This is a genomic window from Aliirhizobium wenxiniae (genome assembly GCF_019511445.1).
GTDB classification, from domain to species: domain Bacteria; phylum Pseudomonadota; class Alphaproteobacteria; order Rhizobiales; family Rhizobiaceae; genus Neorhizobium; species Neorhizobium wenxiniae_A.
In genome coordinates, this window is record NZ_JAEUAN010000018.1 from 1 (window position 1) to 14378 (window position 14378).

At 59.2% G+C, this 14378-nt stretch carries 15 protein-coding genes; 3 read left to right on the forward strand and 12 right to left on the reverse strand.

The features are described from left to right. Positions 1–569: 569 nt before the first annotated feature. Complete coding sequence (locus JNB91_RS20555; RefSeq protein ID WP_220327462.1) at positions 570–1106, forward strand: YidB family protein; 537 nt, start codon at positions 570–572, stop codon at positions 1104–1106. An 82-nt stretch (positions 1107–1188) separates the two neighbouring features. On the opposite strand, the gene JNB91_RS20560 is transcribed toward JNB91_RS20555, so the two are convergent. The 5 genes from JNB91_RS20560 to JNB91_RS20580 form a co-directional block, all read right to left on the reverse strand. Next, entirely contained in the window at positions 1189–2049 is an 861-nt protein-coding gene (locus JNB91_RS20560; protein WP_220327350.1) for an alpha/beta fold hydrolase, read from the reverse strand. Positions 2050–2183: 134 nt separating this feature from the next. Next, positions 2184–2906 (reverse strand): O-methyltransferase, encoded by a 723-nt coding sequence (locus JNB91_RS20565; RefSeq protein ID WP_223218295.1) that lies wholly within the window; start codon positions 2904–2906, stop codon positions 2184–2186. Between the two features lie 108 nt (positions 2907–3014). Continuing rightward, the gene (locus tag JNB91_RS20570; protein ID WP_220327351.1) at positions 3015–3506 is read right to left on the reverse strand and encodes a GNAT family N-acetyltransferase; all 492 of its coding nucleotides are present in this window, start codon (positions 3504–3506) and stop codon (positions 3015–3017) included. Between the two features lie 49 nt (positions 3507–3555). Then, complete coding sequence (locus JNB91_RS20575; RefSeq protein ID WP_220327352.1) at positions 3556–4140, reverse strand: J domain-containing protein; 585 nt, start codon at positions 4138–4140, stop codon at positions 3556–3558. Positions 4141–4316: 176 nt separating this feature from the next. Then, on the reverse strand, positions 4317–5462 hold the full coding sequence (locus JNB91_RS20580; RefSeq protein WP_220327353.1) for an MFS transporter: 1146 nt from the start codon (positions 5460–5462) through the stop codon (positions 4317–4319). 196 nt (positions 5463–5658) lie between these two features. On the opposite strand from JNB91_RS20580, the gene JNB91_RS20585 reads away from it, so the two are divergent. After that, complete coding sequence (locus JNB91_RS20585) at positions 5659–6084, forward strand: DUF4864 domain-containing protein (protein ID WP_220327354.1); 426 nt, start codon at positions 5659–5661, stop codon at positions 6082–6084. A gap of 13 nt (positions 6085–6097) precedes the next feature. On the opposite strand, the gene JNB91_RS20590 is transcribed toward JNB91_RS20585, so the two are convergent. The 6 genes from JNB91_RS20590 to coaD all read right to left on the reverse strand — a co-directional run bounded on the left by JNB91_RS20590 (position 6098) and on the right by coaD (position 10660). Continuing rightward, positions 6098–6607: a regulatory protein RecX gene (locus JNB91_RS20590; RefSeq protein ID WP_220327464.1), complete on the reverse strand. Its 510-nt coding sequence runs from the start codon at positions 6605–6607 to the stop codon at positions 6098–6100. 62 nt (positions 6608–6669) lie between these two features. Next, positions 6670–7803 (reverse strand): tRNA guanosine(34) transglycosylase Tgt, encoded by a 1134-nt coding sequence (gene tgt / locus JNB91_RS20595; protein WP_220327355.1) that lies wholly within the window; start codon positions 7801–7803, stop codon positions 6670–6672. After that, positions 7804–8886 (reverse strand): tRNA preQ1(34) S-adenosylmethionine ribosyltransferase-isomerase QueA, encoded by a 1083-nt coding sequence (gene queA, locus JNB91_RS20600; protein ID WP_220327356.1) that lies wholly within the window; start codon positions 8884–8886, stop codon positions 7804–7806. An 85-nt stretch (positions 8887–8971) separates the two neighbouring features. Further along, positions 8972–9481 carry a peptidylprolyl isomerase gene (locus JNB91_RS20605; RefSeq protein ID WP_220327357.1) on the reverse strand — a complete coding sequence of 170 codons (510 nt, stop codon included), beginning with the start codon at positions 9479–9481 and terminating at the stop codon, positions 8972–8974. A gap of 92 nt (positions 9482–9573) precedes the next feature. Then, entirely contained in the window at positions 9574–10140 is a 567-nt protein-coding gene (locus tag JNB91_RS20610) for a peptidylprolyl isomerase (RefSeq protein WP_220327358.1), read from the reverse strand. A gap of 25 nt (positions 10141–10165) precedes the next feature. Then, positions 10166–10660, reverse strand: coding sequence for a pantetheine-phosphate adenylyltransferase (gene coaD, locus JNB91_RS20615; RefSeq protein ID WP_220327359.1), 495 nt, complete (start codon positions 10658–10660; stop codon positions 10166–10168). Positions 10661–11073: 413 nt separating this feature from the next. Here coaD and JNB91_RS20620 point away from each other — a divergent pair, with 413 nt between their 5' ends. Further along, positions 11074–11250, forward strand: coding sequence for a hypothetical protein (locus tag JNB91_RS20620; protein WP_220327473.1), 177 nt, complete (start codon positions 11074–11076; stop codon positions 11248–11250). Between the two features lie 287 nt (positions 11251–11537). Here the strand turns inward: JNB91_RS20620 and gyrA are convergent, their stop codons facing one another. Continuing rightward, on the reverse strand, positions 11538–14357 hold the full coding sequence (gene gyrA, locus JNB91_RS20625) for a DNA gyrase subunit A (protein WP_220327360.1): 2820 nt from the start codon (positions 14355–14357) through the stop codon (positions 11538–11540). Positions 14358–14378: the final 21 nt, after the last annotated feature.

Sequence of the window (14378 nt, forward strand, 5' to 3'; positions counted from 1 at the left end):
GTCATCACCCGCCCCCGCTCCTCCCTTGCAACCCGGCCCAGCCGGTCGGATCGGGGGCTGATCGTCGGAGCCAGTGTCGCATCTCTAACTGGCCGACAGCGTCGCAGCCCTATCCAGCTTTGACATCGCGTGTGACGGGGTGGAGTCTATTTCCAAGCGCAAGCGCCTTCACTCTCTTGCCCTCCATGGGACGCCAAGCTTGGACAGTTTGCATCATGGATAGCCTGGCAGTGACCACTCCACCCTCCGCGCTTTGGCACGATGGTGGAGGTTAAGCACACGCTGTTGCCAAAGAAATCCAGCCTTATTCGGAATATCCGTCCTCACTGGCTGCGAGATCGGGAAACGACACAAACTTCGGCGCAGCCGATGGAAATTACATAAGCCCGTCCTAAATAACGCATTGGCGCTTATACCTGCTGTTTCTGCCGAACGATGTTTGCGTTCAGGTGTATCGCTCAATTTTCAAGCCTCGCATGACAGTTCGCGGCAAATGGCCGTTTCAAATCTGCTGATTCTGGATCCGTCAGCGCCTCTTTCATGAGGCTTGCGGAATGGAGGGAAAACTCATGGTGAGTGGTCAATTGAAAGCGTTGCTCGGCGTTCTTGCGGTCGCCGGATATCAAAACAGGGATAAGATCGCCGAAATGCTGCGCGGAATACAGAACCCGCAGGCTGGGAGCCCGGGCACCAATCCGGATGGTAGTTCGCCGCAACCTCAGACGGCGGGTCTGGACGATCTTTTCGGCAAGATAGCTGGCGGCGGCGGAGCCGGTGGGCTTGGCGGGCTGGGTGGTCTGCTTGGCGGCCTTGCGTCCGGCGGGGTTCTCAGCGGTGGACTGGGCGATCTTCTAAAGACGTTCCAGCAGAACGGGCTCGGCGAAAAGGCTGAATCCTGGGTACGTCCAGGTACGAATGAGGATATCGACGGCGATCAGCTCGAGCAGGCAATCGGACCGGATGTGCTAGAAGAACTTTCGACGAAAACCGGCCTGTCACGCGAGGAAATTCTCGCGCGCCTGAGCAAGGACCTGCCGCGTGCGGTGGATGATCTCACCCCGGGCGGCCACCTGCCCCGTGACGATGGAGATTTCAGGACAGCCTGACGGGATAGTTTTTCGGGAAAAAATGTCTGGCGGCGGAAATTTTCGCCGCCAGGACGCTGGGCAAGCGTGCCCACAAGCGAGATCAGGCCTCGGCGGACGGCATGCCTTCGATTGGAAGCGTGTTCGACGCCGTGACGAAGTCCAGGAACCGCATGAGAGTGTCGTTGAATTCATCAGGGCGCTCCCGGTGAAGCGCATGACCGGCGTTCGGGATTCGGATCGGCTCCCCCTCCCAGATATTGGCGAAATCGACGGTATCGATATAATCGAGATTGATGACAGGATCCTCCTGCCCGTTGAGGACGGCAAGTGGAATGGCGGATGTTTCGACGACGCGCTTCTGGTCGCTGCCTTTCCCGCCAGCTGCAGCCTCGATCATATATTGCCGTGCGAGCCCATGCGTTCTGCGAACGGCGCGGATGAAGAAATCGTCGTTGCGGACTTCTGAACCAAGCGCAAGTTCGACGATCATCGGCACCTGTTCGTCCAGCAGTTCGGCATTTCCGGTATAGGCCATTTCCGGACTAGGCTTGAAACCAGCCTGCAGCCCTTGCGGATTGTTTTCCACCGGAGGCGTACCGAATATGAACGCACCATCGATCGTGGCCCCGGCCGAGATCATTTCGAGCACGACATGTCCGCCGAGCGAATGACCGATTGCGGTGAACCGCTCGATCCCCATAAGGCCGAGAGCCTCGAGCAGAGCATCGGCATAACCCGACATGCTGTAGGTTCGCCTCGCGTCGATCGCGTCACCGGACGCGCCATGGCCGGGAAGATCGAAGGCGATCACGCGGTGGGAGGAGGACAGCACCGCGATCTGCGGCGCAAAGGATTCCTTGCAGACCGAGTTTGCGTGGATCATCACGACCGGCACCCCTGCCCCTCCGGTATCGGAACATGCAAGGCGACCGTGGCTCGTATCAATGAAGGTATCCGGCATTTCGAGATTCGGCTTTCATCTGGATGTGAGACATGGGACCGAACTCACCAGCGCTGGACCGCAAGGTCAAGAATGGTTTTGTTTCCGCGTCATTATCGTCATCCAGCGATCCGCATGCCGGGATCATCCCAAGGTTATTTCACTCGTATGAGCGAAAACCCGTCCCAACCCTTTTCGCCGACGGTCTGGATCGCCGTTGCATCCAGATCGGGATTTTCGGCGACCATTGCGAGGAATTCGCGAACGCCGCGAACATTGGCATCCTCGCTGTCCGGATCTGCAACGGCACCTCCGCGCACGACATTATCGGCGATGATGACCGTTCCGGGGCGTGACAACCTCAGCGACCACTGCAGATAGTTCGGATTGTTGGGCTTGTCCGCATCGATGAAGATCAAGTCGAAGGGCTTGTCCGTATCTCTGGCGATGTTCGGCAGGACATCGAGAGCGGGCCCGACATGAACGTCCACCCTGTCGCCCATCCCTGCCCGTTCGATATTGGAAATTGCGACTGCAGCATGAAGTTCATTGGCCTCGATCGTCACGACTCTGCCGCCATCAGGCAGGGCACGCGCCATCCAGATGGTGCTGTAGCCGCCGAGCGTGCCAATTTCGAGCACGCGCGATGCGCCCGTCATGGCAATGAAAAGCGCCAGCATCTTGCCCTGCGATGCGGAAACGTCATGCGCAGGCATGCCGGCTTTTGCATTCTCGGCCAGGCAGACCTTCAGCACATCATCCTCCGGTGCCAGAAGACCAGAAAAATAGCTATCGACCTGCGACCACTTCTGGGAATCGGCTGACGGGTAATCCGGAATGCGCATATCGATAACCTTCGTTGGAGATGTCCTGCTCATACGAAGGCAAGCATATCGATATTATGACGCTCTGGGCGAATTTCAGCAAAAACCGACCATTCATCACATTCCTGAGTGTTGATCTTGTGATCGTACCTAGCTGAAAGGTCAGTTCCCTGCCCGCTTGTCGGCAAAATTGGCCAGTGCATCACCGGCCAGACGGTAGCGGATCCACTCGGTCTGCGGCTCGGCGCCGATGGCGTCATAGACCTTGATCGCCGGTTCGTTCCAGTCGAGCACGCTCCATTCAAAACGGCCGCAGCCATTTTCCAGCGCGATCTGAGCCAGCCGCTGCAGCAGCGCCTTTCCTGCCCCGAAACCGCGCGCGCCGGGCGTGACATAAAGGTCCTCAAGATAGAGCCCGTTGCGGGCCTGCCATGTGGAATAATTGAAGAACCAGATCGCCATGCCGATCGCCTGCCCGTCCTTCTCGCAGATCAGCGCCTGTGTCACCGATCGGGGACCGAAGATGGATTGTTCGATTGTCTCCACTGTGGCCGCCACTTCGTGCTCGGCCTTTTCATAGATCGCCAGCTCGCGAATGAAGCCCAGCAGGATAGAGGCGTCGCCGCGCGTGGCGGGGCGAATGGTGAGTGACATCAATGATCTCCGGAATTCAGTTCAAAAGCTGGACGATGATTTTCCGATGTTACTCGGCTGCGTCCTGCACTTCGGCTATTTCAAGCTCATAGGCATAGCCGTCGAGCATGCCATAGGCCTGTTCGATCGTCTTGATTTCCGTTTCGGACTTGGAAATCGCCTGGCTGATCGTCTCGCAGCGCGCCTTCAGCATGCGCCCCAGCACGTCGGTTCCGGGCTTGCGGCCCATGCGGTCCATATGATTGCGGATACGGGCGCGATGCCGCTCCATTTCCAGAATGTGGAAACGCGCGCTGACGATACGGTCGGTCAGCTTGCGGCGCATGGAGGCCACGGGGTCGAAGGAACCCGGCTCGCGTTCGTCGAGGATCATCTCGTTGACGAGCGTTTCCAGAATGACGAGGCCCTGCAAGTCCTTCGTGTCGGCCAGTTCGGGATCATAACCGGTATCGTCAAAAACCTTGCGACGCACGGGATCAAGCAGCAGTTCGTAGGCCAGCTTCAGGTCACCGAATGCCTCCTGATCGCCACCGGCGTCCGGATGGGCCGTCTTCACACGCTTCCTGTAGGCGGATTTTACGGCCGCGCTATCAGCGTCTCGCGAAAGGCCCAGAATGTCATAGGGGTCGATCAAGGAGCGTCACCTGTCTTCGGCATGTCATGCTTTAACGCAATTCCCGATGCAAAACCGGTTCACGCTTTTGCTGGGATTGCTCTAGTCGTAAGCGTTAAGCCACGACGGCTCAACCCCTTACCCATTCTTATGGCCAATTATGGGCGGCTGCCTGCCCTGCCCGCCTTTGCCCACAGTTATTGTTTTCGCAGGCGAAACGGGCGCTTACCCTCAGCCACCGGCGCCATGAGGAAACTGACGAAAACACAAGGCAGAAGCACGAGGAAGGTTGCCGTGAGGCTTACATGCTCGGCAATAAAGCCCAACAGCGGCGGAACACCGATGGTGGACAACATCAGCGTCAGGGCGAGAGCCGCGAGGTTTTCCGATGGCTGGCCCTTGCCGAGCGCGATCGTGGTGGCGACTGCCAGCGGGAAGGCCAGAGCGATGCCGCAGCCGATCAGGAAGAGTGCGACGCCCGCATATATATAGGAGGGAGCAGAGACAAGCAGGACGATCCCGACTGCGACTGTCAGCGCGGACATGCGGATCAGCGCCAGCGCGCCAAAACGGTCGCGCAGCATGTCGCCCATCATCCGGGTCAGACCCATGCCGATGGTGAAGGCGGCGTAGAGCGTGCCGGCGAGTGCCGGATCGACGCGCATTTCTTCGCGCAGGAAGAAGATACCCCAGTCATAGATCGCGCCCTCGACGATGCAGAGGCCGAAGACCATGACGCAGATCAGAAGAATGGTGCGGTCGGGCAGGACATAAGCCGAGCGGCGTTTTGCGGTGGGTACTGCCGGCGGATCCGCAGGCGTCAGCAGGAAAACAGTGAGGCAGGCAAGAAGAACAAGACAGGCTGCCATGCTCTGCTGGATCACCGGCGAAATTCCCTCTTCCGCCAGAAAGCCGGATGAGAGCGAACCGACAAGAAGGCCCACCGACCAGAACCCATGGCTGCGGGACAGGACCTTGACGCCCGTTCGCGCCTCGATACCGGCCGAGATCATATTGGCGGCGACGTCGAAAATGGTGCGGAAGAAGCCGAAGAGAAAGAAACAGAAGATGAAGGCCGGCAGCGGAGAAATCGTCAAAAGCGGGCCTAGAAGCGCAACAATCGGCAGCATGATCACGGCGGTCAGACGCGGCGTCAGGCGATCGGTGATACGACCGGCGATCGGCAGCGCAAGAAAGGTTCCCACCGGCGCGCTGAGCAGGGCCAGTCCGAGTACCGCCTTGTCGACCCCAAGGGATTCCTGAATGGAAGGCAGGCGCGTGAACAATGAGATAAAGAGGATGGCATTGCTGAAATAGAGCAAGGCCGGGGGCATCAGGGTCATGAAGGCTATCCGATCGAATCAGGCAAGGCATTCGTCGCAAAAGGTCATGGGAACAACAAGCGCGTATGACGGGACCCTGCCCTGCGTCGGAAACCCACCGGCTCAAGTTCATGCCACCTGCTGAAATAATCTACATGCCCATCTTTTCAGCGATAAGAAATGCGCTACCATCAATCTTCTTGCTGGAGAACGTCTGATGGTCGCTCGCTTTGCTTCACTCGTTGCCACTCTGGTGCTTGTCGCTCCTCCTATTGTCCAGGCCGAGGATCCCACCCTGCAGGCGCAGTCGGTGATTTCCGACCAGATCAGGGCCCTTATGCAGGACGATGCGGAAAAGGCCTATTCCTACGCCTCACCCGATATCCGCATGATGTATCCCGACAAGAATGCATTTCTGACAATGGTGCAGAAAAACTACGAGGCGGTCTATCACGCCGGAAACTACGCCTTCGGCCGCTCGAAACTGATCGGCGGCGGCGAGATGGTGTTTCAGGAAGTGATGATCACCGGGCCGGACGGCAAGGACTGGACCGCCATTTACGAGATGCGGCTGATGGACGATGGCAGCTACAAGGTGAATGGCGTCAGGATGATGAAGAACTCCACGAGCACCGGCATCTGACGAGCCACGACGGCTAAAGCGGTGCAGCCGACATCATCTCGTCCGCATCGTCGCGCGTGAGCCCGATGACGCGACGGGCGACATCCGAACCGAATCCGTTGCGCGCGAATGAGGATAGTTCCTTGATGATCCGCTTCTCATCGGCGTCCTCGCGCCGATAAGGCCCGAAGCCGCGTCGGCGTGCATAGGCGAGAGCGGACTGGAGGTCGTCGACATCCTCCAATGCTGCCGCAGCGGTTTCCGAAGCGATCCCCTTTTCCTGCAGCTTCCGCTGCAGCATACGCCGCGAGCGGCCCGTCCGCACGCCGGAGCGGACCTTGGTCTCGGCATAATTCGCATCATCGAGGCAACCGAGGGTGCGGCCGCATTCGAGCGCGGCCGCTGCCAAGACCTGCAGGTCTTCGTCGGAAATATCCTCGAACTTCTGCTTGGCCTTGCGCTTGATGGCATCGGTGAGTTCGCGTTCGGACATCATCCGGCGCGACAGACGATACAGAGTGGAGTTACGTGCCCAGGCCAGCATGCGCGGCGTCACGCCGATTGCCTGATCCTGCTCTTGCTCGCCGCTCACGCCACCAAAACTCCTCAGAGCGGGTCGATATCGCCCTTGGCCCAGTTTTCCTGGGTTTCGGCGTAAAAGTCAGCGAACCGGCCTTCCTCGATCGACTGACGGATGCCCTTCATCAGATCCTGGTAATAATGCAGGTTATTCCAGGAGAGCAGCATGCCGCCGAGCGCCTCGTCGGAACGGACGAGATGATGCAGATAGGCGCGGGAATAATCGCGTGCTGCCGGGCAGCTCGATTCCTCGTCCAGCGGCCGCATGTCTTCGGCGTGGCGGGCGTTGCGGATGTTGACGCGGCCGCGGCGGGTAAATGCCAGGCCATGGCGTCCCGAGCGGGTCGGCATGACGCAGTCGAACATGTCGATACCACGAGCCACCGATTTCAGCATATCGTCCGGCGTGCCGACGCCCATGAGATAACGCGGCTTTTCGGTCGGCAGAACGGGAAGCGTCGTTTCCAGCATCGAGAGCATGACGTCCTGCGGCTCGCCGACGGCAAGACCACCCACGGCATAGCCCTTGAGATCGAGCTGTTTCAGGCCTTCGGCGGAGCGAATGCGCAGAGCAGGCTGATCGCCGCCCTGGACGATGCCGAACATCGCCTTGCCCGGCTGATCGCCGAAGGCGACGCGGCAGCGCTCGGCCCAGCGCAGCGACAGTTCCATCGCGCGTTCGATTTCCTTCGGCTCGGCGGGCAGCGCCACGCATTCGTCGAGCTGCATCTGTATATCGGAGCCAAGAAGCCCCTGGATCTCGATCGAGCGTTCCGGCGACATGTGGTGCAGCGAGCCGTCGACATGGCTCTTGAAGGTGACACCCTTCTCGTCGAGCTTGCGCAGGCCCGATAGCGACATGACCTGGAAACCGCCACTGTCCGTCAGGATCGGACCATCCCAGCGGATCAGCTTGTGCAGGCCACCAAGGCGCGCGACGCGTTCAGCGCCCGGGCGCAGCATCAGGTGATAGGTGTTACCGAGGATGATGTCGGCGCCGGTATCCTTGACCTGGTCGAGATACATCGCCTTGACCGTGCCGACGGTGCCGACCGGCATGAAGGCAGGCGTGCGGATCGTGCCACGCGGCATGGAGACTTCGCCAAGGCGCGCGCCGGCGTCGGTCTTCTTCAGGGTGAACTGGAAATTCTCGGTGCTCATCTAGTCTTTCCGAAATAGCAGGCTGGAATCGCCGTAGGAATAAAAGCGATAGCCTGTCTTAATAGCGTGGGCATAGGCGTCCTGCATCGTCTCAAGGCTGCAAAAGGCCGAAACGAGCATGAACAGGGTGGATTTCGGCAGGTGGAAATTGGTCATCAGCATGTCCACCGCCTTGAAGCGGTAGCCGGGCGTAATGAAAATGCCGGTCGGGCCGCTCCAGGGCTTAATCGTGCCATCTTCGACGGCAGCGCTTTCGATCAGGCGCAGCGAGGTTGTGCCGACGCAGACAACGCGCCCGCCCCTCGCCTTCACGGCGTTCAGCTTGGCGGCCGTCTCGGCACTGACATAGCCGATTTCCTGATGCATCTTGTGGTCGACCGTATCGTCCACCTTCATGGGCAGGAAGGTGCCTGCGCCGACATGGAGAGTGACGAAATGCCGTTCGATGCCGGCGGCATCGAGCTTTGCGAAAAGATCGGGCGTGAAATGCAGGCCGGCGGTCGGTGCTGCAACAGCTCCTTCCTCGCGGGCATAGATCGTCTGGTAGTCCTGCCGGTCCTTTTCGTCCTCGGCGCGCTTGGCGGCGATATAAGGCGGCAACGGGATATGGCCGACAGACATGATCGCCTCGTCAAGCGCCGGTCCTGAAAGATCAAAGCGCAGCGTGACTTCGCCGCCCTCGCCCTTCTCTTCCACCGTCGCCATCAGCGAACCGAGAAGGCAAGTCTCCGCCGAGTGACCAAATTCGATACGGTCGCCGATCTTGATACGTTTACCGGGCTTGGCAAAAGCCTTCCAGACATCGGGCTCGCTGCGCATATGCAGCGTTGCCGACACCTGCTGGCCACCCGCGCCTTCGCGGTGTCTTACGCCTTCGAGTTGCGCCGGAATGACCTTGGTATCGTTGAACACCAGCGCATCGCCGGGCTTCAAAAATTCGGCGAGTTCGGAAACACGGTGATCTGCGAGAACCGGGGTTGCATCCGGGCGCACGACGAGAAAACGTGCACTGTCCCGCGGGTTTGCGGGCCGCAGAGCGATATTTTCTTCCGGCAGATCGAAATCGAAAAGTTCGACACGCATGGTGTGGTTTCAGGCCTGTTCTTGAAATGCGTAAGCCCGCCCCGTCCTTTAAAGGAACGGAGCGGGCCAAAGGCGAAAGCGCGACTTAGACGTCGGCTGCGACGCGGACCGAAACGATCGAATCCGGATCCTGTACCGGCTCGCCCTTCTTGATCTGGTCGATGATGTCCATGCCTTCGATGACCTGACCCCAAACGGAATACTGCTTGTTCAGCCAGGGAGCGTCGGTGAAGCAGATGAAGAACTGCGAGTTGGCGGAGTTCGGGCTCTGCGAACGGGCCATGGAGCAGGTACCGCGGACGTGCGGAACAGCCGAGAATTCAGCCTGCAGGTCGGGCTTGTCGGAGCCGCCCATGCCGGCGCGCGACGGGTTGAAGCTTTCGCCGCCCTTCTTGCCGAACTTGACATCACCGGTCTGTGCCATGAAGTCCGGGATGACGCGGTGGAAGACAACGCCGTCATAGGCTTCTTCGCGCGCCAGTTCCTTGATGCGGGCAACGTGGCCCGGAGCGAGGTCCGGCAGAAGCGAGATCACGACCTTGCCCTTGGTGGTTTCCATGATGAGGGTGTTTTCGGGATCCTTGATCTCCGCCATGTGCGTCTCCTTGTTGTGCCTTTGGGGTCTTGCCTTCAAGGCTCTTCTCTAGTGGAAAAATCTCGGCTGTGCGCCGTTATTTCTTAGTGCCGTTATTTCTTTGTAACGGTGACCTTGATCATCTTATCAGGGTTGCTGACTTCGCCATTGCCGCCCTCGCCGCGCTTGATCTTGTCGACGAATTCCATGCCGGACTGAACCTGGCCGACGACCGTATACTGGCCATTCAGGAACGCGCCTTCATCGAACATGATGAAGAACTGCGAATTGGCCGAGTTCGGGTTCTGCGACCGCGCCATGCCGACAGTACCGCGCTTGAACGGCACCTTGGAAAATTCCGCCTGGATATCGGGCAGTTCTGAACCGCCCATGCCGGCGCGCTGCGGGTTGAACTTCGCACCGCCCTGCTTGCCAAACTCGACGTCGCCCGTCTGGGCCATGAAGCCATCGATGACGCGATGGAACACAACGTTGTCGTATTCGCCCTTGGAAGCAAGCGCTTCGATCTGGGCGACGTGCTTGGGCGCCACTTCCGGCGCGAGCTTGATGACGACCGGGCCGTCCTTCAACTGGATGGTCAGGAGATCGTCGGCATAGGCGGCGCCCGTCATGGATGCGAAAGTGAGAAGACCGGCAAAGGCAGAGTGAAGCAATTTCATTGGAAACTCCGTGTTTCTGAACAAATCAGCGCGCAAATCTCGATTTCAAGGCCGCGAGCACGGTTGGCGGTACAAAAGCTGCCACATCGCCGCCCATTGCAGCGATCTGGCGGACCAATGTGGCGGTTATGGGCCGCGACGCGGTGCCTGCCGGCAGGAAGACAGTCTGCACATCGGGCGCCATCTGACGGTTCATGCCGGCCATCTGCATTTCATAGTCCAAATCCGTCCCGTCACGCAGGCCGCGGATCAGCAATTTTGCGCCATTGGCGCGTGCGGCATCGACAACCAGGCGATCGAAGGACACGACATCTATATTGGCCGCCTTTTGCGGCAGCGCTTCTTTCAGCGACGCGCGGATCAGCTCCGCACGTTCATCGAAGGAAAATAGCGGCGTCTTGCCAGGATGAACACCGATCGCGACGATCACACGGTCAGCGACCTGCAGTGCCTGAACCAGAACATCCAGATGCCCGTTCGTCATCGGATCGAAAGATCCGGGATAGAAAGCGGTCGTCATGCCTAGGCCCAGCCCCTGACTTTGCCGATTAAGATTCCCCGGCCTTTTGTCACGTCGCCCCCTCATCTGCAAGGGTCAGAGGCTATCGATGCCGTGAATGCAAGATGAACGGGCCATTCAAGGTCGTTTCAGCGGCGGTTTGTTTTATTGCACACAGCGGCAGGGCTTCCTGCCCGATCATGGAGAAGTGAAATGCTGGTTCTTGTTGTTCTAGGTGCTGTTTTTGCTGCTTTCCTCATCGAAAGCGCGCTCTTTGCCCTGGAGCAGAATGACGCCTGAAGGACCGGCAAGATGAACGCCAGATGAACGACCCTTTCAGGGAGGCTTCAGAGGCGTTCAGTTAAATTTCTCTCAAAATGCGGTGGAACCTGTCTGCGCTTGTCGCGATCAGGCCAGTAAAAAGGAATTCGGATATGTTTAAGCGGAACCCGATGATGCTCGACAAGGTGATGATGATCAATGTCGTCTGGACGTCGATGATCGCAGTGATGCTGACGGCAACGATTACCCTTTACCAGAACAAGTCCGATCCGTCGGAAATGAACTATTCGCAGATGTCCGGCCGTTATCAGGACGTCTCCTACTATTAATCGGGCCTGACAGGCCTGAGCCAACGAGGCCGGCCATGTTTGAAACGCTTGCGGTTCTTGCGGTCCTGATCAGCAGTCTGAGTGTGTTATCAGTGGCGCTTATGGTTTCCATGCTTCACCGCCCGCGCGGAGACCTTGAGGATTTCGTTCGAAGACACAGTGTCTTTTGAGCAGTCCGCACCCAAGTCACCACAGAGTGTCACAGGCATAAAATTCAAAAGCCGGAGAACATGTTCTCCGGCTTTTTTCGTATCTGACTTTAAGTTTTCAGGAAAGGGCGGCGCGCATTACGCGCCGCTATCGTCACCTTCCGGTGTCTGATCTTCGACTGCATCAACCGCAGCCTCATCACCTTCGACACCGTTTTCCTCATCGCTTTCCGGCTCGCTGATGCGCTCGACGGAAACGACCTTTTCATCCTTGGCGGTCGAGAAGATGGTGACACCCTTGGTGGCGCGGCTGGCGATACGGATACCGCCGACCGGCACGCGGATCAGCACGCCGCCATCAGACACGAGCATGATCTGGTCGGCATCCTCGATCGGGAAGGCAGCAACGAGTTCGCCGATCTCCGCAGTCTTCGACGTGTCGGTGGCACGAATGCCCTTACCGCCACGGCCGGATGTACGGAAGTCGTAGGAAGACGAACGCTTGCCGTAACCCTTTTCGGAGACCGTCAGCACGAACTGTTCGCGCGCCTTCAGCTCTTCATAGCGTTCATCGGTCAGCTGTCCCTCTTCGGTGACTTCTTCGCCGACAAGAGCAATCTCATCTTCGTCTGCTCCGGCGGCGCGACGGTCTGCGGCCGAACGCTTCAGGTAAGCGGCACGTTCCCACGGCTCGGCATCGACATGGTTGACGATGGTCATCGAGATGATGCGGTCGCCATCGGCCAGGTTGATGCCGCGGACACCGATCGAATTGCGGCCCGCAAAGACGCGGACTTCGTCGACAGGGAAGCGGATCGCCTGGCCGAGCGCCGTCGTCAGAAGCACGTCGTCACCCGGGATGGCGAGATCATTGTTCGGCGCCGTGCAGGTCTCGACGGAGAGGATTTCGTCCCCCTCTTCCTCGAGCTTCATGGCGATCTTGCCGTTGCGGTTGACCTGAACGAAGTCGCTGAGCTTGTTGCGGCGAACCGTACCACGGGTCGTTGCGAACATGACGTCGAGATTTTCCCAGGTCGCCTCGTCTTCCGGCAGCGGCATGATCGTGGTGATACGCTCGCCGGGTTCCAGCGGCAGCATGTTGATCAGAGCCTTGCCGCGCGATTGCGGCGTGCCGATCGGCAGACGGTAGACTTTTTCCTTGTAGACAATGCCGCGCGAGGAGAAGAACAGGACCGGCGTGTGGGTGTTGACCACGAACAGGCGCGAGACGAAATCCTCGTCACGCGTCGCCATGCCCGAACGCCCCTTACCGCCGCGACGCTGGGCGCGGTAGGTGTTCAGCGGAACGCGCTTGATGTAGCCGAGATGCGAAACCGTCACGACCATGTCTTCACGGGCGATGAGGTCTTCATCATCCATGTCGAGGCCGGCATCCATGATCTGGGTGCGGCGCGGCGTGCCGAATTCGTCGCGAACGGCGGCGAGTTCTTCCTTGACCAGCGTCTGGATACGGATGCGCGACGACAGAATGTCGAGGTAATCCGAAATCTCGGCGCCGATCTTGTTCAACTCGTCGGCGATTTCATCGCGGCCGAGAGCTGTCAGGCGGGCAAGACGCAGTTCGAGGATAGCGCGAGCCTGTTCCTCGGACAGATTGTAGGTCGCATCCTCATTGATCTTGTGGCGCGGGTCGTCGATCAGGCGGATCAGGCCTTCGACATCATGCGCCGGCCAGCGACGCGTCATCAGCTGCTCGCGGGCAGTCGCCGGATCGGGCGCGCGTCGGATCAGCGCGATTACTTCATCAATATTGGCGACAGCAATCGCCAGACCGACCAAGACGTGGGCGCGTTCACGCGCCTTGCGCAGCAGGTATTTCGTGCGGCGGCTGACCACTTCCTCGCGGAAGGAACAGAAAGCGCGCAGCATGTCGAGCAGCGTCAGCTGTTCCGGCTTGCCGCCGTTCAACGCCACCATGTTGCAGCCGAAGGAGGTCTGCAAAGGCGTGTAGCGGTAAAGCTGGTTGAGGATGACGTCGGCATTGGCGTCACGCTTCAACTCGATGACAACGCGATAACCCTGACGGTCGGATTCGTCTCGAAGGTCGGAAATGCCCTCGATGCGCTTGTCCTTGACCAGTTCGGCCATTTTTTCGATCATCGTCGCCTTATTCACCTGATAGGGAACTTCGGTGATGATGATCTGCTCACGGTCGCCGCGCATCGGTTCGATGGTGGCGACGCCACGCATCATGACGGAGCCGCGGCCGGTCTCGTAAGCTGAGCGGATGCCGTTCTTGCCGAGAATGAGCGCGCCGGTCGGGAAATCCGGACCCGGAATGATCTCCATCATTTCCGGCAGTTCGATCGCCGGATTGTCGATCAGCGCGATACAGCCGTTGATGACTTCGGAAAGATTGTGCGGCGGAATGTTGGTCGCCATGCCGACGGCAATGCCGCCTGCGCCGTTGACCAGCAGGTTCGGGAATTTTGCCGGAACAACGACGGGCTCGGAGAGCGTACCGTCATAGTTGTCGCGGAAATCGACCGTCTCCTTGTCGAGATCGTCGAGCAGCGAATGGGCCGCCTTTTCAAGACGGCATTCGGTGTAACGTTCGGCCGCCGGCGGGTCGCCGTCGATCGAGCCGAAATTGCCCTGGCCGTCGATCAGCGGCAGACGCAGGGACCAATCCTGCGCCATGCGGGCCAGCGCATCGTAAATCGCCGAGTTGCCGTGCGGGTGATACTTACCCATCACGTCCCCGGTGACACGGGCGCATTTGACGTATTTCTTGTTCCAGTCGATGCCGAGCTCGGACATGCCGTAGAGAATACGGCGATGCACCGGCTTCAGGCCGTCACGGACATCAGGAAGCGCGCGGCTGACGATAACGCTCATGGCGTAATCGAGGTAGGAGCGCTGCATCTCCTCCATGATGGAAATGGGTTCGATGCCTGGGGGCAGCTTTCCGCCGCCGGGTGTGCTTTGCTCAGTCAAATCGGATCACGATCTCTGTAC

Bases quoted from the DNA above. Each gene is read 5' to 3' on its own strand.
- JNB91_RS20555 (WP_220327462.1), top strand. From the start codon at position 570: ATGGTGAGTGGTCAATTGAAAGCGTTGCTCGGCGTTCTTGCGGTCGCC.
- JNB91_RS20560 (WP_220327350.1), bottom strand. From the start codon at position 2,049: ATGCCGGATACCTTCATTGATACGAGCCACGGTCGCCTTGCATGTTCC.
- JNB91_RS20565 (WP_223218295.1), bottom strand. From the start codon at position 2,906: ATGAGCAGGACATCTCCAACGAAGGTTATCGATATGCGCATTCCGGAT.
- JNB91_RS20570 (WP_220327351.1), bottom strand. From the start codon at position 3,506: ATGTCACTCACCATTCGCCCCGCCACGCGCGGCGACGCCTCTATCCTG.
- JNB91_RS20580 (WP_220327353.1), bottom strand. From the start codon at position 5,462: ATGACCCTGATGCCCCCGGCCTTGCTCTATTTCAGCAATGCCATCCTC.
- JNB91_RS20585 (WP_220327354.1), top strand. From the start codon at position 5,659: ATGGTCGCTCGCTTTGCTTCACTCGTTGCCACTCTGGTGCTTGTCGCT.
- JNB91_RS20590 (WP_220327464.1), bottom strand. From the start codon at position 6,607: ATGCTGGCCTGGGCACGTAACTCCACTCTGTATCGTCTGTCGCGCCGG.
- tgt (WP_220327355.1), bottom strand. From the start codon at position 7,803: ATGAGCACCGAGAATTTCCAGTTCACCCTGAAGAAGACCGACGCCGGC.
- queA (WP_220327356.1), bottom strand. From the start codon at position 8,886: ATGCGTGTCGAACTTTTCGATTTCGATCTGCCGGAAGAAAATATCGCT.
- JNB91_RS20605 (WP_220327357.1), bottom strand. From the start codon at position 9,481: ATGGCGGAGATCAAGGATCCCGAAAACACCCTCATCATGGAAACCACC.
- JNB91_RS20610 (WP_220327358.1), bottom strand. From the start codon at position 10,140: ATGAAATTGCTTCACTCTGCCTTTGCCGGTCTTCTCACTTTCGCATCC.
- coaD (WP_220327359.1), bottom strand. From the start codon at position 10,660: ATGACGACCGCTTTCTATCCCGGATCTTTCGATCCGATGACGAACGGG.
- JNB91_RS20620 (WP_220327473.1), top strand. From the start codon at position 11,074: ATGTTTAAGCGGAACCCGATGATGCTCGACAAGGTGATGATGATCAAT.